Annotated in this window: 18 protein-coding genes; 8 read left to right on the top strand and 10 right to left on the bottom strand. The window is 70.4% G+C overall.

Going from position 1 to position 20,310, the window contains the following annotated elements; genetic code table 11:
• Positions 1–114 precede the first annotated feature (114 nt).
• Entirely contained in the window at positions 115–3,879 is a 3,765-nt protein-coding gene (locus tag POL67_RS08690) for a serine/threonine-protein kinase (protein WP_271916657.1), read from the top strand.
• Here POL67_RS08690 and POL67_RS08685 read toward each other — a convergent pair.
• The 4 genes from POL67_RS08685 to POL67_RS08670 all read right to left on the bottom strand — a co-directional run bounded on the left by POL67_RS08685 (position 3,860) and on the right by POL67_RS08670 (position 7,914).
• Positions 3,860–4,024: a hypothetical protein gene (locus POL67_RS08685; protein WP_271916655.1), complete on the bottom strand. Its 165-nt coding sequence runs from the start codon at positions 4,022–4,024 to the stop codon at positions 3,860–3,862. The genes POL67_RS08690 and POL67_RS08685 overlap by 20 nt on opposite strands.
• A gap of 9 nt (positions 4,025–4,033) precedes the next feature.
• Positions 4,034–4,249, bottom strand: a complete 216-nt coding sequence (locus POL67_RS08680; protein WP_271916654.1) for a hypothetical protein — start codon at positions 4,247–4,249, stop codon at positions 4,034–4,036.
• Between the two features lie 47 nt (positions 4,250–4,296).
• Complete coding sequence (locus POL67_RS08675) at positions 4,297–5,136, bottom strand: DUF6748 domain-containing protein (RefSeq protein ID WP_271916653.1); 840 nt, start codon at positions 5,134–5,136, stop codon at positions 4,297–4,299.
• 69 nt (positions 5,137–5,205) lie between these two features.
• Entirely contained in the window at positions 5,206–7,914 is a 2,709-nt protein-coding gene (locus POL67_RS08670; RefSeq protein WP_271916652.1) for a M1 family metallopeptidase, read from the bottom strand.
• Between the two features lie 450 nt (positions 7,915–8,364).
• Between POL67_RS08670 and POL67_RS08665 the strand changes: the two genes are divergently transcribed.
• Together POL67_RS08665 and POL67_RS08660 are read left to right on the top strand one after the other, a co-directional pair.
• A complete protein-coding gene (locus POL67_RS08665) occupies positions 8,365–9,048 on the top strand; it encodes a hypothetical protein (protein WP_271916651.1) in 684 nt (227 codons plus the stop codon).
• A gap of 57 nt (positions 9,049–9,105) precedes the next feature.
• Positions 9,106–9,501 (top strand): RidA family protein, encoded by a 396-nt coding sequence (locus tag POL67_RS08660; protein ID WP_271916650.1) that lies wholly within the window; start codon positions 9,106–9,108, stop codon positions 9,499–9,501.
• Positions 9,502–9,523: 22 nt separating this feature from the next.
• On the opposite strand, the gene POL67_RS08655 is transcribed toward POL67_RS08660, so the two are convergent.
• Together POL67_RS08655 and POL67_RS08650 are read right to left on the bottom strand one after the other, a co-directional pair.
• A complete protein-coding gene (locus tag POL67_RS08655) occupies positions 9,524–10,903 on the bottom strand; it encodes a YncE family protein (RefSeq protein WP_271916649.1) in 1,380 nt (459 codons plus the stop codon).
• A complete protein-coding gene (locus POL67_RS08650; protein ID WP_271916647.1) occupies positions 10,900–12,375 on the bottom strand; it encodes a YncE family protein in 1,476 nt (491 codons plus the stop codon). The genes POL67_RS08655 and POL67_RS08650 overlap by 4 nt, the downstream gene beginning before the upstream one ends.
• Positions 12,376–12,512: 137 nt before the next feature.
• Here POL67_RS08650 and POL67_RS08645 point away from each other — a divergent pair, with 137 nt between their 5' ends.
• Positions 12,513–13,385, top strand: a complete 873-nt coding sequence (locus POL67_RS08645; protein WP_271916646.1) for a DsbA family protein — start codon at positions 12,513–12,515, stop codon at positions 13,383–13,385.
• 153 nt (positions 13,386–13,538) lie between these two features.
• On the opposite strand, the gene POL67_RS08640 is transcribed toward POL67_RS08645, so the two are convergent.
• Together POL67_RS08640 and POL67_RS08635 are read right to left on the bottom strand one after the other, a co-directional pair.
• Positions 13,539–14,627 (bottom strand): type VI secretion system protein, encoded by a 1,089-nt coding sequence (locus tag POL67_RS08640; RefSeq protein ID WP_271916645.1) that lies wholly within the window; start codon positions 14,625–14,627, stop codon positions 13,539–13,541.
• On the bottom strand, positions 14,627–15,262 hold the full coding sequence (locus POL67_RS08635) for a DotU family type IV/VI secretion system protein (protein WP_271916643.1): 636 nt from the start codon (positions 15,260–15,262) through the stop codon (positions 14,627–14,629). The genes POL67_RS08640 and POL67_RS08635 overlap by 1 nt, the downstream gene beginning before the upstream one ends.
• A gap of 121 nt (positions 15,263–15,383) precedes the next feature.
• On the opposite strand from POL67_RS08635, the gene eno reads away from it, so the two are divergent.
• On the top strand, positions 15,384–16,658 hold the full coding sequence (eno, locus tag POL67_RS08630) for a phosphopyruvate hydratase (protein ID WP_271916641.1): 1,275 nt from the start codon (positions 15,384–15,386) through the stop codon (positions 16,656–16,658).
• Between the two features lie 92 nt (positions 16,659–16,750).
• Here eno and POL67_RS08625 read toward each other — a convergent pair whose 3' ends face one another.
• On the bottom strand, positions 16,751–17,218 hold the full coding sequence (locus POL67_RS08625) for an RNA recognition motif domain-containing protein (RefSeq protein ID WP_271916640.1): 468 nt from the start codon (positions 17,216–17,218) through the stop codon (positions 16,751–16,753).
• A gap of 341 nt (positions 17,219–17,559) precedes the next feature.
• Here POL67_RS08625 and POL67_RS08620 point away from each other — a divergent pair, with 341 nt between their 5' ends.
• Entirely contained in the window at positions 17,560–18,003 is a 444-nt protein-coding gene (locus POL67_RS08620; protein WP_271916639.1) for a universal stress protein, read from the top strand.
• Positions 18,004–18,008: 5 nt separating this feature from the next.
• Here POL67_RS08620 and POL67_RS08615 read toward each other — a convergent pair whose 3' ends face one another.
• Positions 18,009–18,245 (bottom strand): hypothetical protein, encoded by a 237-nt coding sequence (locus POL67_RS08615; protein WP_136927744.1) that lies wholly within the window; start codon positions 18,243–18,245, stop codon positions 18,009–18,011.
• A 375-nt stretch (positions 18,246–18,620) separates the two neighbouring features.
• Between POL67_RS08615 and cysT the strand changes: the two genes are divergently transcribed.
• On the top strand, positions 18,621–19,475 hold the full coding sequence (gene cysT, locus POL67_RS08610; RefSeq protein ID WP_271916638.1) for a sulfate ABC transporter permease subunit CysT: 855 nt from the start codon (positions 18,621–18,623) through the stop codon (positions 19,473–19,475).
• Positions 19,468–20,304: a sulfate ABC transporter permease subunit gene (locus POL67_RS08605; protein ID WP_271916637.1), complete on the top strand. Its 837-nt coding sequence runs from the start codon at positions 19,468–19,470 to the stop codon at positions 20,302–20,304. Before cysT ends, POL67_RS08605 begins: the two co-directional genes overlap by 8 nt.
• Positions 20,305–20,310 lie beyond the last annotated feature (6 nt).

Here is a 20,310-nt window from a genome sequence, read left to right as displayed (position 1 = left end):
CGACACGCACTACATTTCTCAAAGCTTCGGCGCTCTCGCAAGTGTCAACGGCCGACGCGCTGCGGCGAAGCGCTTGACAGCAGGCGCGCCCGGGTATGAAACCAATGGGCGCGCATGGCCCCGAGGACCAAGCCCCTGCCCGACGGAACGCTGGTCGCGCGGCGGTTTCTGATCCGCTCGCTCGCCGGCCGCGGCGGCATGGGCGAAGTCTACCGCGCCCGCGATCAGGAGACCGGAGAAGAAGTCGCGCTGAAGCTCCTGCATACGGACGCGACGTCGCTCGATACGGAGCGCTTCGCCCGGGAAGCACGAATTCTGTCCGAGATCCGCCATCCGCGTGTCGTGTCGTACGTGGCGCACGGACAGAGCGAAGAGGGCGCGCATTTCCTGGCGATGCAATGGCTGGAGGGCGAGGACCTCGCAAAACGGCTGGCGCGCGGGCCGCTGTCGACCCGCGAGGCGCTCCTGCTGCTGCGGCGCATCACGGAAGGGCTCGCCGCGCTGCACGCACGCCGCGTCGTGCACCGGGACCTCAAACCCTCGAACGTGCTCTTGCGCGGAGGAGACATCGATCAGGCGACGATCGTGGACCTCGGCATCGCGCGATCGATGGGGCCGCCGACGGGCATCACCGCGACGGGTCGATCGATCGGGACACCCGAATACATGTCGCCGGAGCAGGTGGGCAGCGAGCAGCCGATCGGCCCGGCCTCGGACATGTTTTCGCTCGGCTGCATCCTGTTCGAGTGCCTGGCCGGTCGGCCGCCGTTCGTGGCGGCGGATCCGGTGCTGGTGATGTCGAAGGTCCTGAGCGAGGAGGCGCCCGACCTCCTGCCGCTCCGGCCCGGGGTGCCGCCGGCCGTGGCGGCGCTCGTGCGGAGCCTCTTGCAGAAGGACGCGGACAAACGCCCGGCGAGCGTGTCGGACCTGCTCGACGAGCTGCCGGCGTTGTTCGAGCTCGGCGCGCGCAAAGGGGCGTTCTCGCCGGCCGTCGCGCGGGATTTGCAGGAGCTCGTCAGCGTGCTCGTGCTCGCGCCGCCCGCGGGGGCGCCGCGCGAGGAGCTCGCGCGGATCCTGCTGCGAAACGGGGCCTTTTCGCAGGGGTGGCAGCCGGAGGGGTGGATCGTGGCGGCGTTCGCGCGGTTCGGCGGGGACGCGACGGATCAAGCAGCGGCGGCGGCGCGCGCGGCGCTCGCGGTGAAGGCGGCCGCCCCGGAGGCGACGATCGCGCTCACGACGGGGCCCGGGTTCGTGTCGGGCGAGCAGCCGGTCGGGGAAGCGGTGGATCGCGCGGTGGAGGCGCTTCACGAAGAGGACGCGCCGCGCGGGGTGGTGCTCGTCGACGTGGTCACGGCGGGGCTCTTCGGAGGTCGCTTCGAGACGATACGCGAGGGCAGGCGGCTCCTGCTCACCGGCGGCGGGACGGGGCAGGACGAGGCGCGGCCGCTGCTCGGAAAAACCATGCCGTTCGTGGGGCGCAAGCGCGAGCTCGACCTGCTGCTGCGGGTGTTCGAGGCGACGCGGGAGGAGCCGCTTTCGAGGGCCGTCGTGCTGGTCGCGCCGGCGGGCATGGGCAAGTCGCGGCTCCTCGGGGAGCTGCACGCGCGGATCGAGGCGCGCGAGGAGGAGGTGCTTTTCCTCGTCGGTCGGAGCGAGCCGCTCGGGACGAAGGCCTACGCGATGCTCGCAGACGCGCTGCGAGGGCGCGGGCCGCGGGAGCTCGGGACGACGAACGAGCGGCAAGTGGCGTCGGGCTTCGTGGATGGGCGAATCGCGCGGGCGCAGATCGAGCAGACGTTCCTGGAGTACGTGCGCGCCGCCTGCGCCGCGGGGCCGGTGGTGCTGGCGCTCGAGGACGTGCACCACGCCGACGCGCGGAGCGTGCGTCTCGTGGAGCGCGCGCTCGTGGAGCTCTCGGATCAGCCGCTCTTCGTGCTGGCGCTGGCGCGGCCGGACGTGGAGGACGTGTACCCGCGCATCTGGGGCGATCGGGCCGAGCGGATCCTGCTGTCGCCGCTCGTTCGTCGCGACGTGGAAGAGCTCGCGCGCGCGGCGCTGGGCCCGGACGAGAGCGAGGGGGTGGTGGAGCGGATCGTGGAGCGCGCCGCCGGCAATCCGCTGTTCGTGGAGGAGCTCGTGCGCGCGGCGCAAGCCGAGGGCGAGGAGGGGGAGCGGCCGGCGACGCTCGTGGCCATGCTGCAAGCGCGGCTCGGGCGGCTCGCGCCGGACGCGCGGCGGGCGCTGGTCGCGGCGAGCATTTTCGGGACGCGGTTCTGGCGTGGTGGCGTGCTCGCGCTGATGGATCGGGAGGGGCAAGGGGCCTTCGTGGATCAGGCGCTCGCGGCGCTGGTGCGCGCGGAGCTCTTGGAGAAGCAACGAACGAGCAAGCTCGCGGGGGACGTGGAGTACGCCTTCCGGCACGTGCTCGTGCGCGAGGCGGCGTACGGGCTGCTCGGCGAGGAGGAGCTCGCGCTCGGGCACGCGCGGGCGGCAGCGTTCCTGGAGGTCGCGGGCGAACACGAGGCGGAGGTGCTCGCCGAGCACTGGCAACGCGGCGGCGACGCGGCACGCGCGCGGGTGCTGCACGTGCGCGCGGCGCGCGAGGCGTTCGAACGGAACGACCTCGCAGGGACGCGGGCGCACGCGGCGAAGGCAGAGGCGCTCGGCGCGGAGGGGGCCGAGCTCGGGCTCGTGCGCGGGATGGCGTGCTGCATTCTGTACTGGAACACAGCCTGGGCCGAGGCGTGCCTGATGGGGATCGAGGCGCTGCCGCTCTTGCCAAAGGGCTCGACGTGGCACTGCCGGGTGCTCGGGCTCGTCTGCACGCTGACGGGGCTCGGGGTGAACGCCGAGGCGTTCCCGGGCTACCTCGACGAGCTGCTCACGGTGACGCCGGAGCTGGAGGCGCAAGGGGCCTATGCAGAGTGCCTCGGGCGGCTGCTGTGTCTGCTCGCAATGCGGCTCGATCGAGGCGAGTCGCACAAGGCGCTCGATCGAATGCGCGAGACGCTGGAGCGAGCGGGCGCGGTGGATCCGAGCGCGCACGGGTGGGCGCGGCTCGCAGCCTACGAGTACGGTCGGACGACGACAAACGAGCCGCTCGTGCTGCTGGAGGTCATCGAGGACGCGACGCGCGCATTCGAAGCGGCGGGGGACGCGCGGATGCGGGCGCTCTGCGTGGCGCGCGTCGGCGAGGCACTCGGATCACTCGGGGCGCTGGGCGAGGCCGAGGCGCGGTTCGCGGAGGCGGAGGCGCAGGCGACGGCGCTGGACGATACGCTCACGAAGACCGGGGTGCGGCTGCTCCACGCGGCGTTCCTGGCCGAGCAGCCCACGCAGGAGGCGCGCGAGGAGGCACGCGCGCTCGCGGAGGCGCTCACCGCGGAGGCGGGGATCGGGCCGTTCGACGTGGGGATCGCGTGGGGGATCGCGGCGCGGGTGTCGCTCGCGGAGGGGGACGCCGCGCGGGCGCTCGCCGAGGTGGATCAGGGGCTCGGGCTCATCGATCGCATGGGCCTGCGGCGGCTGTCGCTCACGGCGACGCGGATTCGCGCGCTTTCGCGGCTCGGGCAAGTGGCAGATGCCGAAGCGCTCGCGCGCGCGGCGCTCGGGGAGATGCGGGCCGCCGGCGGCCTCGGCGCGGGCGAGGTGGATTTGCGGATGGCGGCGGCCGAGGCGCTGCGCGCGGCGGGCGACATCGACGCGTTCGAAGGGGAGCTCCGCGCGGCGCTGCGGCTGCTCGGGCGTGAGCTCGCGGATGTGCGGGATCCGGAAGGACAACCCCGGCTCCTGCGCGACGTGCCGGCAAACGCGCAGGCCGCCCGCCTGGCGCGGGAGCAATTCGGCGAGAGCGCCGTGCTCACGTGGCTGGCGAGTTAGCGCGCGAGATTGCGCAGGCGGCGTAGCCGAGGACGACCGGCCCCTCCCGCGTGGCCGTGGGCGTGGGGGTCCAGCCACGCGCGAGGCGCGCTTCGAGCATCTCCGCCGCGGTCGGCTTGTGATCCCAGACGGCGACCGCCGTCAAGCCGCCCAGTCAGGTCGTGTCGTAGACGAGATACACGCCGGCCGGATGTTCGAGGACGACGTCGTGGTTGTATTCGTCCTGCACGACCACGTCCGCGACGAGGCGCGGCGGCGTGAGCGCGAGGCCCCAGCGGACCACGTCTTCGAGGGTGCGTTGCGAAGCGACGAGCGACTCGATCACGCGCCGCGCGCCCGGTTCCACGTCCGTCCGCCATTCGATGTCCATGGCCAAGGGATCGTGACGCGTCCGGGCGCGCGCTGCAATGATCGACCCTACTCGACGTTCGTGTTCAGGATGCCGCCGCTGCCACCCTCCCCGCCGCCTGCCGGTCTGCGTCCGAGGATCGGGCCGTCGTCGACGGGCGGGCGGACGCGGCGCATCGACGGCATGATGACCGGGAGGAAGCCCTGCGTCGCCTGGAGGACGGTGGCGTCCCCGGCCGGCCCGTAGTTCTCGATGACGACGTTCTGGCCGGCCAGGATCATGCCGAGCGACGAGAAGAGCGCGCGCCCGGAGTCGAAATCGTCCCGGCCAATGCCGGGGACCTCTTTGAGCTCGACCTCGTGGATCGTCCGCGGGATGCCGTCGTTCAGGTACTCCTGGTCGAAGCTCGGGCAGGGCGCGGCGACGCAGACGACGCCGTTGTGCCATACACGATGGAACTCGCCGCGGAGCTCGGCCGTCTCGAGGGCGACCCAGGCAAACCGGAGCGTGAGCGTGCCGAGGCCGCTCTGGCCCGGGGAGAGATCCCCAAAAAGGACGGCGCGCGTCGATTCTCGCCGCTCCCCGATGGCCTCGCGGATCGTGCCCTCGACTTCGGCGAGCTGGAGGAGGCTGGAGAACTTGATATCAGCGACGTAACACTCCTCGGCGACGGTGCCGTCGGCGCAGACCGTCCGGTCCCGATTGACGGCGGAGACGTAGATTCCCCCGCAAAGGGGATATGCACAGCGGCGAAGATCCTGCCGGGCCGTGTAATAGGTCGCGTAGGAGATATCGGCTTCGTGCTCTGCCGTGGCCTCAGGTGCCTCGGAAGCGTCGGAGCCGAGACATCCTGCAAAAAGAGGCGTAATGGCAAGAGAGGCAGCAACAAGGGTGCGGTGGGGTGACACGAATACCTCCTCCCGCCGCTCCCCAGCAAGCCGGGTGCCGCCGTCCGGTCTCGCCCAAAACCGGCCGGGCTAGTATTTCTGGAGAAATGCCCGGAGGCTCGGTTCGAGCCTCTGCCGCTGGGCCACGCAAAGCGAGATCGCCTCGAGGGACTGCGCGAGGGATCGCGGAGCGCCGACGATCTCGGAGGCGCGTCCCTCGAAGACACGCGCGACGGCGGCGCGGCTCGTGTCGTCGCAGGCGCCCTGGAACAGGAGGGGGAGGTAGCCGAGCGTCTCGCTCGGCATACGCGCGACGAGGGTGCTCCAGTTCTTTTCGACGTATCCGAGGGATCGATCGAGCATTCGCTCGTCCTGGCCGAGGAGCCACACGGCTTCGCGCGGATCGAAGCCGCCGTCGAGCACGAGCGCGAGCGATTCGTCGACGAGGGCGTGATCCCGGAAGCTCGAGAGCGCTTCGAGGAAGACGCCGCGGCGGCGCTCGTCGCGTTCTTTCTTGACGGTCTCGCGCAATCGATCGAGGAGCGCCCGATCGCCGCCGTGCCGCGCCGCGAGGGCGAGCGCAGGGCCGGCGATGTCGAGCGGGGCCGCGCCCGGGTCGGCAAGGAAACGCGTGGTGAGGGCGCGGATCTCGGTGAGCAGGGCCGGATCCTCGCCGCGATCGGCGACGAGCGAGACGAGGAGGGGGCGGAGGAGCGTGGTGGCCTCGTCCTCGCCGGGCTTCGGGAGGAGCCCGAGGGCGCGGGCGCGCTTGCCGAAGGTGCGGGTGACGAAATTCGCGAAGCGCGGCCGGAGGTCGGCAGGGATGTGCACGTCGCGGACGCGGTCGACGAGCGTGGCGGCGCCTCGTTCGAGGTAAGGCTCCGGCTCGGCGACGACGTTCGGGACGAGGGAGAGCACGTCGCCGGGGCCGAGGGCGCCGCTCTCGACGAGGGCCGAGGCGTCGTCGAGGAGGGCGAGGCGCTCGGGCAACCCGAGGAATTTTCCTTGCTTGCCGAGGAGGCGCGCGAGGGCGTCCTTGCCGAGGTCGACGTGATAATAACCGACGCCGGCGTCTTTCAGGGCAAACGCCGCGGGGCACGATTTCGCCTTGTCGAGCGGGAGCTCGGCCGTCTTCGTGGTGAGCAGCGTGCAGGCGCGCGCCTCGGGGCCGGTTCCATACCGGAGACAAACCGGGATCTGCCAGGTCGATTCGGCCGCGCCCGCGGATCCGGCCGGGAGCCAGCGCGATTGCGAGAGTTTTACGGTGGGGGGTTTGCCCTTCTCGCAGGAGAGCTCGGCCTTGACGAGCGGGACGCCGGGCTGATCGAGGAACGTGGCGAACGCGGGTCCGATCTCGGGGCCGGTTTCGGCGGAGAGCGCGCTCAGGAAATCGGCCGCTTTTGCATTGCCGTGGGCGTGCTCGTCGAGGTACCGGCGGACGCCGCGCTGGAACTTCTCGGGGCCGACGTACGCCTCGAACATGCGGAGGACGGCCGCGCCTTTCTGGTAGGTGATGCTGTCGAAGGCATTGGCGATGTCGTCCTGGGTGCGGATCTCCTGCCGGATTTTGCGCGCGCTGAGCAGGCCGTCCTCGCCCATGGCGTACGAGGCCGAGGCGACGCGGCGGATGTCCTCGTGCCAGGACGGGGCAAAACGCTCGACGGCCTTGCTGCCCATCCAGGTGGCGAAGGCCTCGTTGAGCCAGATGTCCTCCCAGTAGTCCATGGTGACGAGGTTGCCGAACCATTGATGGGCGAGCTCGTGGGCCATGGTGGCGGTGAAGCCGCGCCGGAACATCGGCGTCTCGTCGGCCGGCGCCGCGAGCGAGCCGCGGGCGCCATACGTGATGAGCCCCGGGTTTTCCATGGCGCCGAACGAGGCGAGGCGCGGGACGGCGACGACGTCGAGCTTTTCGTACGGATAGGCCGATCCGAGGTACTCTTCGAGCATGCCGAGCAGCGGCGGCGTGGTCTTGGCCGCAAACGAGGTTTTGCCGGCGGTGCCGCGGGGGACGGCGAAGCGGACCGGGATCTTGTTTTTCCCGGCCGTCCCCGCATCAACGAGGTCGAAGGGCCCGACCGCGAATGCGACGAGGTAACTCGGCAAGGGCTGCGTGGGCGCAAAACGGACGAGCTTCATGCCGCCCGGCTCCTTGGTCTCGCCGAGCGCCGGCGTATTCGAGAGGGCGACGTCGGTCTCGCGGACGCGGAGCGAGATTTGCCAGGGGACCTTCACGCCCGGGTCGTCGATGCAAGGAAAGACGCGGCGCGCGGCCGTGGCCTCGAAATGGGAGAAGATGTACGAAACGCCGTCGGCCTCCTCGCGGAAGGCGCCGTGATCGTCGAGGGACGATATCGCGCCGCGGTATTTGACGACGAGGCGCGCCGAGCCGGCCGGCGCCGGGGTGTCGAGCGCGAATCCAACGAGGTCGCCTTCCGTGGGCACGACGCGGAGCGGGAGGTGCTTGGCCGCGGCCTCGATGCGCGCTTCCTCGACGGTGAGGCGCTCGGCGTGGAGCCAGATGACGCGCGTGGGCTCGGCGAGGCTCAGGTCGATGGTGATTTCGCCGCGGAGGACGTCGTCGCCTGGGACGAGGGCGAGCGTCGCGGCATAACGAAGCGGATGCGCGGCACGCGGGAGGCGCAAGCCGGTCGGAGGCGCGGGGAGGTCGGGCGCGGGCGCGGCGGCCTGGGGTTTGGCGGCGGCGGGGGGCTCCGGCGGCGGCGCGGGGGGCGGCGGAGCAGCACTGCAAGCGACGGTCGTGGCGAGGAGCGCGAGGAGCGAGCGAGGGGATTTCATGATTCGGCTCGAAGGGCGGGCGGAAGCGCGCGCATGGTGGCACGAGGCGCGCTCGAGATCACGATGGTTCGGAGGCTGCGGCGGCCGCCACCCCTCGCCATGGCGCCGCCATCCCGGAAGAGGGCATTTTCATGCACGACAGCGGCGCTTTTTCCTGGCACGTCGTTCGCTCAGGGGCGGGGCATGCAGCCCAGGAAGCGGAAGGGCGAGGCGGGGCTCGACGACGACGTCGATCTCGTGCTCCGCCACGTGTCCCGGCAATTCCCTCGCGAGGTGGCGCGCGCGCTCTGCGACGCGGGAGAGCCAGTCGAGCCCCTCGGATGGGTGGACACGCAGGTGACGGGGCGCCAGCGGAGGCTCGATCGCGCGCTTTCGGTGAAAGTCGGCGACGAGCGGAGGCTGCTCCACGCGGAGTGGACGCTCACGATGAACGAGACAATCGCGTTCCGCGTGTTCGAATACCACAACCTGACGGCGCTCGCGGCGGCCGACGAGGCGCGCGGAGGCCGAGGCACGCCGCTGCCGATCGAGAGCGTGGTGATCGTCCTGTCCGGTCGGGAAGAACCATGGCCGACGCATGCCGCGTACCAAACGTCCCCGGCGACGTCCCCGTTTTGCGGGGTACGTTTCCGGATCGAGCCGGTCTACCAGCGCACCGTGGCCGAGCTCGAGGCCCGCGGGAGTCCGTTCTGGATGATTTTCACGCCCCTGGCCGTGGACGCGGATGCGCGCAATCTGGAGGCAGTGCTGGATGCCCTGCGTGCCCGGACGAACGAACGCGACTTCGCTGAGCTCGGCGCGGCGATGGTCGCACTGGCGGGTGCGGATAAGAGAGAGCGACGGCTCGCGGACGTGGTACACTCCTGTTTGTCGCGGGAGATCGTCATGCAAAACCGGATCTACAGAGAAGGAAAAGCGATGGGGATCGAAGAGGGGGTTGTCCAAGGCCAGCTCGCGGTGTTCGCGCGCCAGGTCGAGCGACGGCTCCGTCGTCCCCTCCGCACAGACGAACAGGAGCGGCTCGCCGAACACCTGCGGGTGGACGGTCCCGACATCGTCGCCGATGCGATCTTCGACGTCGAAAGCCGCGAACTCTGGCGCTCCCTTCTGACGCCGAGAACGTCGACGCAATGACACGCCGCCATTCTCGGATGCGCCCGTAGAGCAGCCGGTCCGTGGTATACCCGGGCCATGCAAAAACGACAGGTGTTCTCGGGCGCGGAGTGGGAGGCACGCGTGGGGTATTGCCGCGCCGTGGCAGTCGGGCCGCACGTGTACGTGGGGGGGACGGCGCCCGTCGCAGCAGGCGGAGGGACGCACGCAAAGGGGGACGCGTACGCGCAGGCGATCCGGTGCTTCGAGATCATCGAGGCGGCGCTGCGGGAGCTCGGCGGCTCCCTCGCGGACGTGGTGCGCACGCGAATGTACGTGACCGACATCGAGCGCTGGCCCGAGATCGGGCGCGCGCACAAGGAGAAAGTCGGCGCCCATGCGCCCGCCGCGACGATGGTCGAGGTGCGGCGGCTCATCGCGCCGGACATGATCGTGGAGGTCGAGGTCGACGCTTACGTCGAGGGCGCGGGCTGAAAGCGGCGCGCGCGCCGTCGGCTCATTGCTCGAGCACGAGGATCGATTTGTCGTAATAGGACGCGACGACGGCGCGGGAGCTGTCGCGCGTGACGTCCACGGCGCAGACGCCCGGGCCCGTGGGGATCGTGGCGACGATGCGGAGCGGGTCGCCGGCGATGACGGCCACGCCGCTGCCCTTCGGAGGCCGCTCAGTGCCGCCGAGCGCGACGAAGAGCGTGCGACCGTCGGGCGAGGCCGCGCCCGCACACGGTGCGCCGTCGAGCATGAGCGTGCTCGTGACCTTCATCGTGGCGAGGTCGACGACCGTGACCGTGCGCGCCTTGCTGTCGAGCGTGACGCCGAGGCGATCGTCGTTCAGGAGGAACCCCTGCTCCGGGCTCAAGCCCACGGCCGTCGATTTGACCTGCGTGGTCGCGGCAATGTCGAGGAGCACGGCCTTGTTCGAGACGCGGTCCGGAAAGAAGAGCGTGCTGCCATCCCGGGAGATCGCGCCGGCGCGTGGCTCGCGGCCGACGAAGATGCTGCGGCGCGTGGCGCCAAAGGGCTCCTCGCTCGGGTCGAAGAGGTCGATCCACGCGCCCGCAGCGCGACCGCCGTGCGAGAGCGCGCCCATCGCCGCGATGTACGGGCGGTTCTCGGCGCGGACGAGGAAGAGCTGGCCCGTCGCGTGCGGCAAGGTGATGTCCGCGAGGCGCACGCCCGTCGGCAGGTCGAAGCGCGCGACACGCTTGCCGTCGATGGTCGAGGCCACGACGCTGCGGCCGTCCGGCATCGGGACGATCTGGCCCGGGCTCTTGCCGACATCGAGCAGCACCGGATCCCGATCCCACGCCGACGTGTCCATCACCGGGATCCGCGCCGCGTCCTCATGCCGGAGGACCGCGACGTACCGGTCGAACACCATCCGGATCTCGTCGCCCTGCGCCGGCATCGACGCTTTGTGCACGAGCTCGCCCGTCTTCAGCTTGTACTCGCGCAGCGTGGCGTCGTCGGCGCTGACATAGACGCTCGTGCCCTTCGGGTGGAAGACGACGTCGAGCGGATGGGCGTCGCCGAGGCGGATCTCGCGGGTCTTCCAGCGCTTCTGCGGGTCGGCCGGCGTGGGCTCGGGCTCGGCCTCGATCTCGGGGCCGATCGAGCCGGGACGCGGCGCGCCCGCGGCGCTGCTCGATCCCGAAGGATCGAGGTTCGTGAGCGGCGGCGCCTCGCCGACGGGGGATTCGCGCCCGCCGACGACGACGGCGAAGAGCGTCCCGGCGAGCGCGATGCCGCCGAGGATCACGCGCGGTACACGCGGCTGCGCCTCCGGGACGAGCCACGCCTTGCACGCGCGGCACTTGTGCGCCCCGAAGACGATCGGCGCTTTGCAGGCGGGGCACGGGACGCGCTGCTGGCTCATCGCACCACCCACGCGACCTTGGCCCAATCCGAGAAGACGAGCGCCATGCGGCCGTCCGGCGTCAGCCGCACGCGCTTGGGTTCGCCCGAAAGCGGAAGGAGCTTCACCGCGTAGGACTCGAGATCCACGAGCGCGAGCGAGCCCGCGCCGTCGCCCGTGAGCGTCACGAGCGCCTGCTCGCCGTCGGGCGTGACCACGAGGTCGGTCGCCCGTCCGTTGAACGGGATGTGCCGCGCGAGCTCGCCCTTCGCGAGGTCGAAGACCTCGAGCGCGCGTCCCTCGTGGCAACGCACGAGCGCGCGGCGGCCACGACGCACGAGCTCGATTTGCTCGGGCTCATCACACGTCTGGATCCGCTCGCGGCGCCGCACCGCGCCCGACGGGAGCCATTCGAGCGGCACGAGCGCGTCTTCGGCGCGGAGGACGACATAACTCGCGCTTCCGTCCGGGGTCATGAGCACGCTGACGGGGTTGCCCAGCATCGACGTGCGCACGCGGTCCTGCTGCGACGCGAGGCGGCTCGGATCAAACGCGTACACGGCGCCGCCCGCGGGATCACGCAGGCCCTGCAGCGGGACCTGGCCCGTCGTGCCGAGCGCGCGCGTGCCCGTGTCGTCGACGCCCATCGGCCCCACGGGATCGTCGCCGAAATGGATGCGGTCGATCTCCGCGTGGTACTCCGTCGCCAGGATCGAAACCGCGTGCGCCGACGGCAGCGACACGAGCGCGCGTCGGCCGTTCGCCCCGACCGACACCTGCCCGACCATCGCGCCGAGATCGATCGTCTTTTGCAGGCCTGTCGTCGCTGCGTCGACGACGTAGAGCCGCTGCGGCGAGGTCGCGTAGACGTGCTCGCCGACGCGGTAGAGGCCCTTGATCTGCGGCGCGTCGCTGACCAGCGTGACGAGCGCGCCCGTGCGCGCGTCGTGGACCTCGATGCCCGCGAGCAGCGCGAGCGCGAAGCGATCCGCGTCGAGCGGCAAGGCGTCGGAGACGTCCTTCGGCAGGGCGAAGGGCCCCGTCACGAGCGGTTGCTCGCCGAGGTGTCCGACATCGTTTGGTTTTTGCCAGACGCACTGGCCGACCTGGCAAGCCTCGCCGTGCCAGCAGGGCGAGGTGCAGGTCGGCGTGACGACGCTCGGCGAGCGCGAGGCGGCCTTCGGCGGGAGGAAGCGGCCCGGGGCGAGGCTCCGCAGGGCGATGCCTGTCGCGAGCACGGAGGCCATCGCGAGGCCCGTGACGAGCGGACGCCAGTGGAGCGACAGCCAGCTCGGCGCCTTGACCGTCACCGCGCCCGTGCGGAGACTCTTGCTGCCGGCGAGGGGCTCGTCGCACTCGGGGCAGAGATCGACCCCGGGCGCCACGAGCTCCAGACACGTCGGGCACCGCAGCCGCTTCTTGCCGGCGTCGCGGACGGAGATCGGCGCGCTGGTCTTGGCGGGTATCGGAGGAGGCGGTGCGGCGTCGTGCACGTTCGGCCGGTGAATACCCCGAGCGCGTCCCGGCGTCGAGGGGGGCGAAGCCGATCCGCCCGCGGCGGTGCTGGAGTTTGGTGCGAAGGCCGCCGTGAGGCGAGCCGAAGCCCCAATGTGGACGTAAGATGCGCGGCGTGACTCTGCGAACCCTCTCCCCGCTCCTGCTCGTCTCTGCGCTCCTCGCGAGCGCGTGCGGCGGGAGCCAGCACGCGGACGGCGGCAGCGCCTTCGAGATCCAGCGGCCCAAAGAGATGGCGGACCTCGTGCCGCGTGAACGCGAGACCGTCGAACGTCTGCTCGACGAGCAGATCGCGCCCTGCCCCGACCAGGCTGTGCCGCTCTCTGTCTGCCTCGACGAAAAACGTCCCTGCAAGGCCTGCGATCCGGCCGCGCGTTTCCTCACGGAGCGCGTGAAGGCAGGTCTCGGCCGCGCCGACGCCGCGCGCGCCTACGAGATCCGCTTCGGGAGCAAGGTGACCACGGTCGACGTCGCCGGCTCACCGATGAAGGGCTCGGCGTCCGCGCCCGTCACGATCATGGTCTGGTCGGACTTCCAGTGCCCCGCGTGCCGCCGGATCGTGCCGATCGTCGAGCGCGTCGCCGCAGAGCACGAGGACGACGTGCGCCTCGTGCACAAGTTCTACCCGCTGCCGAGGCACACCCATGCGGAGGTCGCGGCCCGCGCCGCCTACGCCGCCCAGCGGCAAGGGCGCTACTGGGAGATGGAGCACGCGCTCTTCGAGAACCAGGACAAACTCGGCGATGCCATGATCGGCGAGATCGCCGAGGGGCTCGGGCTCGACATGGGCAAGCTGCGCGCGGACATGCCATCCGAGGCGGCGACGAAGACGATCGAGCGGGACAAGGCCGACGCGGATCGAGCCGGCCTGATGGGCACGCCGTTCATCCTGATCAACGGGCGCGAGTTCGACCTCGGCCTCTTCAAGCCCGAGCCCGACCTCGACGCGTGGATCACGATGGAGATCGAGCTCGCCCGCGGGCGCTAGAGCATCGACCGGTTCGATGCTCGGAAGATCGCGAAGCGAGCTTCCCTCAGGGGGTGAATCGTCCAGGCTTTGCCCGGACGAGAGGGGGACGCGAGGCGTCCCCTTCGGGACAAGAGAGCTAGAACATCAAGCGGTTGCTAACCGATCGATGTTCTAGCGGTTGACGCCCGCGACGATGATCGCGGCGATCCACACGAGGATCGCGGAGCCGGCGAGGATCAAGGTCGCGAGGTCGTCCCGCCAGCGCACGCGCAGCGGCACGAGGTCCTTCTCGGGCAGCGTGACCGTCTTGACGAGCGCGTGGATCGGCAGCCCGCCCGGCCGCATGCCCTGGGGCATCGAGGCCGGGTAGAGGCCCATGCTCTGGAACCGCGCCACGCCCGCGCGTTGCCGGTCGCCGACGCCGGGCACCGCGCTGCCGATGGCCATCGCGCGGAACCACGGCACACGCTCGTAGGCGTTCGGCATCGCGAGCACGCCGAAGAGGATGCGGAGCCGATCGAGCAGTTCGCGCACCTCCACGAGGTGCTGGTAGGCGCGGATGCGCGTCTCGACGTGCTCCTCCCCCGAGAGCTTGGCGAAGCAGAACATCTCGAAGCGCGCGGCGAGCCCGTCGATCTCCTCGCGGATCTTCGGCAATGCGTCCTGCGGCGCGACCTCCTGGTGCAGCGTGAAGCCCCACGGATCCTCGCGCTTGCGCTCGGCCGTCCACTGGAACACGTCGGCGAAACCCCACACCGTGTCGAAGCGCGTGAGGATCACGTACGTGGGCACGTCGCCGCCGAGGTGCCGGCCGATCTCCACGAGCACGTCGCGGTAGTTCTTCGCGTACGCCTGCACGCCGGCCTCGTCGAGGTCGGCGAAGGCCGCGACGTTGAGCACAAGGAGCAGCGCGTCGAGCGGCTCACGTGGCCGCTTGCGCAAGAGCTCCTCGCAGAGCGCCTGGAGCAGAGCCGGATCGCGACGCGGGCCCATGACGTGGCCTTCGGGCTCGATGAACACGCACTCCTCGGCCATCCAGTACGTGCAGAACGGCGTCGAGGACGCGGGCGGCAAGGGCCCGTCGCCGCCGGACCACGAGAGGAACTGCGAGCGGATCGCCGTCGATCGCCCCGTCCCCGGATCCCCGACGACGAGGTAGATCGGCACCTGGTAGGGCGGCTTCTTGCCCGGGTGCTTCTGCCCGATCGTCGCGAGCAGCGCGTCGATCTCCTGGGTGAACGGGCCGATCACGTTCGCCATCACTTGCCCCCGACGGCAGAGACGATGATCAGGATCAAGCCCACGACCACGAAGAAGATCCCGATCCCGCGGCCCATCCAAAGCGATTTCCACCAGGGGTTCTGGTGGTCGATCGGGCGCACCGTCTCCTCGCGCACGGGCCGCAGCGCGCCCGCGTGCCAGTCGCGATCCGGGTCGACGCCGAGGATCCGCGCGACGTCGATGCGCGTCTGCGTCGCGCCGTACTGCACCTGGCCGGGCAATCCAAACCTGCCGAGGAAGCCGAGGCCGAGCACGACGTAGTACGTGGCGAGCACGCTCTTCGGGCCTTCCTTCACGCGATCGAGGCGCTGGTAGAACTCGACGCCCGCGTTCGTCGTGTGCCAGCGCGTGGCCTGCAGCGAGTATTGCGACCAGAGGGGGCGCAGGTCCGGCAGGCTCATCGCGATCTCGTCGATGATCGCGGCGATGGCGAACTGTCCATCGTCGGACGAGACGACGGGCAGCTCGTCGGAGGCCTTCGAGCTTTTCAGCTCGTTCATCAAGGAGTTTGCCTGCTGGAGCAGGTGCTCCGCGGGCGGACGCCTCGGGGACTGGCGTACCGCGCAAATCCAGAGGAGCAGCTCCTCGCCATACACGCCGATCGAACGTTCCACGCGGCCGGGGAGCATAACGCGAGTCGCGCCCCGAGGAGGAAGACTTCTGTCGTGATCGAGCTCTGTTCGGCGGCGCCCACCACGCATATGCTCCCGGCCCTCTGCCGAAGGAGCGTTCCTCATGTCCGAGATTCAAAGCGTGATGGCCCGTGAGATCCTCGATTCCCGTGGCAACCCCACCGTGGAGGTCGAGGTCAGGACGACCAACGGCCTGGGCCGCGCGGCGGTCCCGAGCGGGGCGTCGACGGGCGCGTACGAGGCCGTCGAGCTGCGCGACGGCGACAAGAAGCGGTACCTGGGCAAGGGCGTCTCGAAGGCGGTGCGCAACGTGGAGACCGTCCTCGGCCCCGCCGTCGTGGGCATGGACGCGCTCGATCAGTCCGCCGTCGACAAGGTCCTCATCGAAGCCGACGGCAGCCCGAACAAGGGCAAGCTCGGCGCGAACGCGATCCTCGGCGTCTCGATGGCCGTGGCGCGCGCCGCCGCCGACACCGTGGATCTGCCGCTCTGGCGATACCTCGGCGGCGCCGCCGCGCGTGTCCTGCCGACGCCGCTCATGAACATCCTGAACGGTGGCGTGCACGCCGACAACGGCCTCGAAGTGCAGGAGTTCATGATCGTGCCCTACGGCGCGGTCTCGTTCGACGAGGCGTTGCGCATGGGCGTCGAGATCTTCCACACGCTCAAAGGGATCCTGAAGAAGGGCGGGCACGTGACGGCCGTCGGCGACGAGGGCGGATTCGCGCCGCGCCTCGCCACGAACGAGTCGGCGCTGCAGGAGGTCATGCGCGCGATCGAGGCCGCCGGCTACAAACCCGGCGAGGACATCGGCCTCGCGCTCGACGCCGCGATGAGCGAGTTCTTCGACGCCGACAAGGGCATCTACACGTTCGACAAGGGGCCGAAGACGCCCGAGGAGCTCGTCGCGGTGTACGAGGAGCTTTCGAAGCGCTACCCGATCGTCTCGATCGAGGACGGCTGCGCGGAGAACGACGACAAGGGCTGGAAGCTCATCTCCGAGCGGCTCGGCAAGAAGGTGCAGCTCGTCGGCGATGATCTCTTCGTCACGAATCCCGAGCGCCTCGCGCGCGGCATGTCCGAGGGGATCGCGAACGCCATCCTGATCAAGCTGAACCAGATCGGCACGGTCACCGAGACGCTCGACTGCATCCGCACCGCCGGCGAAGGCGGCTATCGGTCGATCATCTCGCACCGCTCCGGCGAGACGGAGGACACGTTCATCGCCGATCTCGCGGTCGCCACGAACGCGGGCCAGATCAAGACGGGCTCGTCTTCCCGCTCGGATCGCGTGGCGAAGTACAACCAGCTCCTTCGCATCGGCTTCGAGCTCGGCGAGGGTCAGGTCTTCGCCGGCCGCAAGCCGTTCAAGCGCTGATACGCGCGGAGGCGCGCACAAAACAGAAGCGCCCCGAAGCCTTGGCTCCGGGGCGCTTTCTTTCGGGCCGGCTCTCGCCGGGCCCTCACGTCCTACCAGCGATCGCCGCGATCGCCGCGACCGCGATCCCGACCGCCGCCGCCGCCGCCGCGACCGCCGCGCCGATCGCCGCCGCGACCGCCGCCGCCACCACCACGACCGCCGCCGCCGCCGCCACCGCCGTAGCCACCGCCGCCGCCGCCACCGCCGCCCATGCCGCCGCCGCCACCGCCGCGGAAGCCACCACCACCACCGCCGCCGCCGCCCGGCGTGCGCTCACGCGCCTCGTTCACGGTCAGGGTGCGCCCGTCCAGGCTCTTGCCATGAAGCGCGTCGATGGCCGCCTGCGCTTCCTTGTCGCCCGCCACGTCCACGAAACCGAACCCGCGCGATTGCCCCGTCACCCGATCGGTCATGACCTGGACACCGACGACCTCCACACCGGCACTCTGGAAAGCGCTGCGGACGCTCTCCTCGGTGGAGTGGAAGGCCAAATTGCCCACGTACAGTCGCTTGCTCATCCTCAGACCACCCGATGCACGACCTCTCCTGACCTTCCCCGGATGCGACCCGGGCCGTGCATCGGATCGCTTCGAGACCACACAGACGAGCGACCGTCAGCCGATACAGATCGAGCGACCGCGAGCAAAGCGGGCTGTCAGAGTTCGACGACGAACGGGCCTAGGGCGATCATGAGGCTAACGCCGCGCTCACCAACGCGCAAGCAACTATCGCGACGCGGGAAACGCCGGTTTCCACTGCCGATTCCCCGCAATCGGCGCGTCCGTCCAGGGTAGCCCGCGTCCGCTCTCGCTCACCAGGAGACCTTACCGATCCGGGCTCGGCGCATCAGGGAGGAATCATGCCGTTCCACAAGATCCTCGTGCCGATCGACTTCGAAGAGACCTCGGAGCACGCGCTCGAACATGCGATCGAGCTCGCCACGAAGCTCGGCGCCGCGGTCACCGTCGTGCACGTCTACAGCCTGATCGTCTACAGCTTCCCCGACGGCTCCTACCTCCCCGCGTCCGAGGTCGCGGAGAGCGTACGGCAGGCCGCGCAGCGAAGGCTCGACACCGCCATCGAGGCGCGGCGGGCCCGCGGCGTCCGGCTCGACGGCGTGCTGCGCGAGGGGCGCTCGGCCGACGAGATTTGCAAGACCGCGGCCGAAATCTCGGCGGATCTCATCGTGATGGGCACGCACGGCCGCAGCGCCATCGGCCGCGCGCTGCTCGGCAGCGTGGCGACCGCCGTCCTTCGCCAAGCGCCCGTTCCTGTGATGACAATCCGCAAAAAGGCGGCTTGAAATGCTCAGCCGCGCGAGAGCGCGCGGATGGCCTGCATGCGCGAATCCTTCTGATCCGGCGGCAGGAACACGGAAAGCGCCTGCTCGATCGAGCCGAGCGCGCGCGCGAGCTCCGAGGGGCTCATCGTCTCCGCCGTCACCCCCACGCGCGAGCACGCGCGCTTGATGGTACCTCGGGCAAACACCTCCGAAAGACCACTGGCGGCAATCACCTTGTCGAAGAGGGTTTCCGGCGGGCTCATGTTGGGGGCGATTACGCTCGTTCCGTCAAGCCGTGAAACGTCGCGCTCGGACGCCCGACGTCGGGTCCACGTGTCCCTCGGCCTGGGCAATCGGTAGATCGCGATGAAATGTCGTGTGGGTTCCCACGCATCGCGCCGATCACGTTCGAGGTGGTTACCAGAATCGCCGAGCCGCCGCAACCCTGGAGACCTCCCCCACGGATCGACGGCAGATCACGGGCAGATTTGCAAGCTGTCCGCAGGAACACGGGCAGCTCGGACCCGCGGACACATCCCCCGCTCCCGTGCGCGCCACGGCCATTGTCGCATCTTTCCGATGCAACTTTCACATCGTCGTTGCGGACGAGCGCCACGGCGGGCCATCCTCACGCTCGCTTGAGCACGACGGTGGAGCTGTCCGAGGCGCGGCCGACGGGCCGATCGAGGGCGCAAGGACGGCCCCTCGGCAAACTCGGCCTGCGTGGGGCGGCGGCGACCTACCTCCTGCTCATGGTGGCGCTGCCCGTGGCCACGCTCGCGCGGGAGGGGCTCTCGCAGGGTCTCGCCGAGCTCGGACGGGCCCTCGTCCACCCCGTCGCGCGCGGGGCCATTTTCCTGACACTGGAGACGGCGCTCGTGATGGCCGCCGTCAACGCGGTGATGGGCACGCTCATCGCATACGTGCTCGTCCGCTACCCCTTCCCCGGGCGCAAGCTGCTCGACGTCCTCATCGACCTGCCGTTCGCGATCCCCACGCTCGTGACGGGGATGATGATCGTCACGCTCCTCGGGCCCCACGCCGCGCTCGGGCAGCTCTTCGAGGCGGCCGGCATGCGGGTCGTGTACGCCCCGCCGGCAATCATCCTGGCGCTGCTCTTCGTGACGCTCCCGCTCGTGGTGCGCACGGTCCAGCCCGTGCTGCTCGAGCTCGACGGGGCCGACGAGGAGGCCGCCTACACGCTCGGCGCGAGCGAGTGGACGACGTTCCGGCGGGTGACGCTCCCCGCGATCGCGCCGGCCATCGTCTCGGGTGCGCTGCAAAGCTTTGCGCGGGCCCTCGGCGAGTTCGGCTCGGTGGTCGTGGTGGCCGGCAACATTCCACGGCGGACGCTGACCGCGGCCGTGCACGTGTTCGGGGAGGTGGAGTCGGGCGACGTGCACGCGGCGAGCGCGATGTCCCTCGTGCTCGTGACGATCTCGTTCTGCGTGGTGCTCGTCGTCTCGGCGCGGCAGCGGGGGGCCCATGGCTGAGCGAGCGGGCGGCGGAAAGGGCCGCGTGCGCGTCGTCCTGATCGGGGTGGCCGTGCTTTACGTGGGCGCCCTCGTGCTCCTGCCGGTCGGCTCGCTCCTGCGTGGCGCGCTCGGCGGCGGACTCCGGCCTTTCGTCGAGGTGCTCGCGCGGCCCGATGTGCTCGCCGCGCTCGTGATGACGGCCAAGCTCACGGCCTTCGCGGTCGTGGTGAACGGCACGCTCGGCACGGCGCTCGCGTTCGTCCTCGTGCGGGATCGGTTCGTGGGAAAGCGTGTCCTCCACGCGCTCGTCGACGTGCCGTTCGCGCTCTCGCCGGTGGCGGTGGGCGTCGTGCTCCTCTCGCTCTTCGGCAAGGGCGGGCTGCTCCGGCCGATCACGGACGCGCTCGGCTGGGAGGTCGCGTTCGCCTGGCCGGCGATGGCGATGGCGACGGCGTTCGTGACGCTCCCGTTCGTGGTGCGTGAGGTCGGTCCGGTGCTCGAGGAGATGGGCACGGATCAGGAGCTCGCGGCGTACACGCTCGGGGCGTCGCCGTTCGTGACGTTCTTTCGTGTCACGCTGCCGGGGATTCGCTGGGGGCTCGCGTACGGCACGACGCTGACGATGGCGCGGGCGATCGGCGAGTTCGGCGCGGTGCTCCTGGTCTCGGGCGGGATCGCGGGGAAGACGGAGACGGCGACGGTCTTCGTGTACCGGGCGCTCGAAGATCGGGACGACCGCGGCGCGTACGTGGTGGCGACGGTACTCGCGCTCGCGTCGATCGGGCTTCTCTTGTTGCTCGACGTCATGCGACGAAAGCGTGGCTCACGCGCGGAGCCGGGAAGGTAGGCGCTC

The sequence above is a fragment of the Polyangium mundeleinium genome (genome assembly GCF_028369105.1).
Classification (GTDB): domain Bacteria; phylum Myxococcota_A; class Polyangia; order Polyangiales; family Polyangiaceae; genus Polyangium; species Polyangium mundeleinium.
Note: the sequence above shows the minus strand (reverse complement) of the source record. Positions and strands in the feature narration are given on the sequence as shown.

What these genes read in the sequence shown, in the direction of transcription:
- POL67_RS08640 (WP_271916645.1), bottom strand. Translation starts at nt 14,627, where the DNA reads ATGGCGAACGTGATCGGCCCGTTCACCCAGGAGATCGACGCGCTGCTC.
- POL67_RS08670 (WP_271916652.1), bottom strand. Translation starts at nt 7,914, where the DNA reads ATGAAATCCCCTCGCTCGCTCCTCGCGCTCCTCGCCACGACCGTCGCT.
- POL67_RS08615 (WP_136927744.1), bottom strand. Translation starts at nt 18,245, where the DNA reads ATGAGCCCGCCGGAAACCCTCTTCGACAAGGTGATTGCCGCCAGTGGT.
- POL67_RS08605 (WP_271916637.1), top strand. Translation starts at nt 19,468, where the DNA reads ATGGCTGAGCGAGCGGGCGGCGGAAAGGGCCGCGTGCGCGTCGTCCTG.
- POL67_RS08660 (WP_271916650.1), top strand. Translation starts at nt 9,106, where the DNA reads ATGCAAAAACGACAGGTGTTCTCGGGCGCGGAGTGGGAGGCACGCGTG.
- POL67_RS08680 (WP_271916654.1), bottom strand. Translation starts at nt 4,249, where the DNA reads ATGGACATCGAATGGCGGACGGACGTGGAACCGGGCGCGCGGCGCGTG.
- POL67_RS08625 (WP_271916640.1), bottom strand. Translation starts at nt 17,218, where the DNA reads ATGAGCAAGCGACTGTACGTGGGCAATTTGGCCTTCCACTCCACCGAG.
- POL67_RS08690 (WP_271916657.1), top strand. Translation starts at nt 115, where the DNA reads ATGGCCCCGAGGACCAAGCCCCTGCCCGACGGAACGCTGGTCGCGCGG.
- POL67_RS08655 (WP_271916649.1), bottom strand. Translation starts at nt 10,903, where the DNA reads ATGAGCCAGCAGCGCGTCCCGTGCCCCGCCTGCAAAGCGCCGATCGTC.
- POL67_RS08620 (WP_271916639.1), top strand. Translation starts at nt 17,560, where the DNA reads ATGCCGTTCCACAAGATCCTCGTGCCGATCGACTTCGAAGAGACCTCG.
- eno (WP_271916641.1), top strand. Translation starts at nt 15,384, where the DNA reads ATGTCCGAGATTCAAAGCGTGATGGCCCGTGAGATCCTCGATTCCCGT.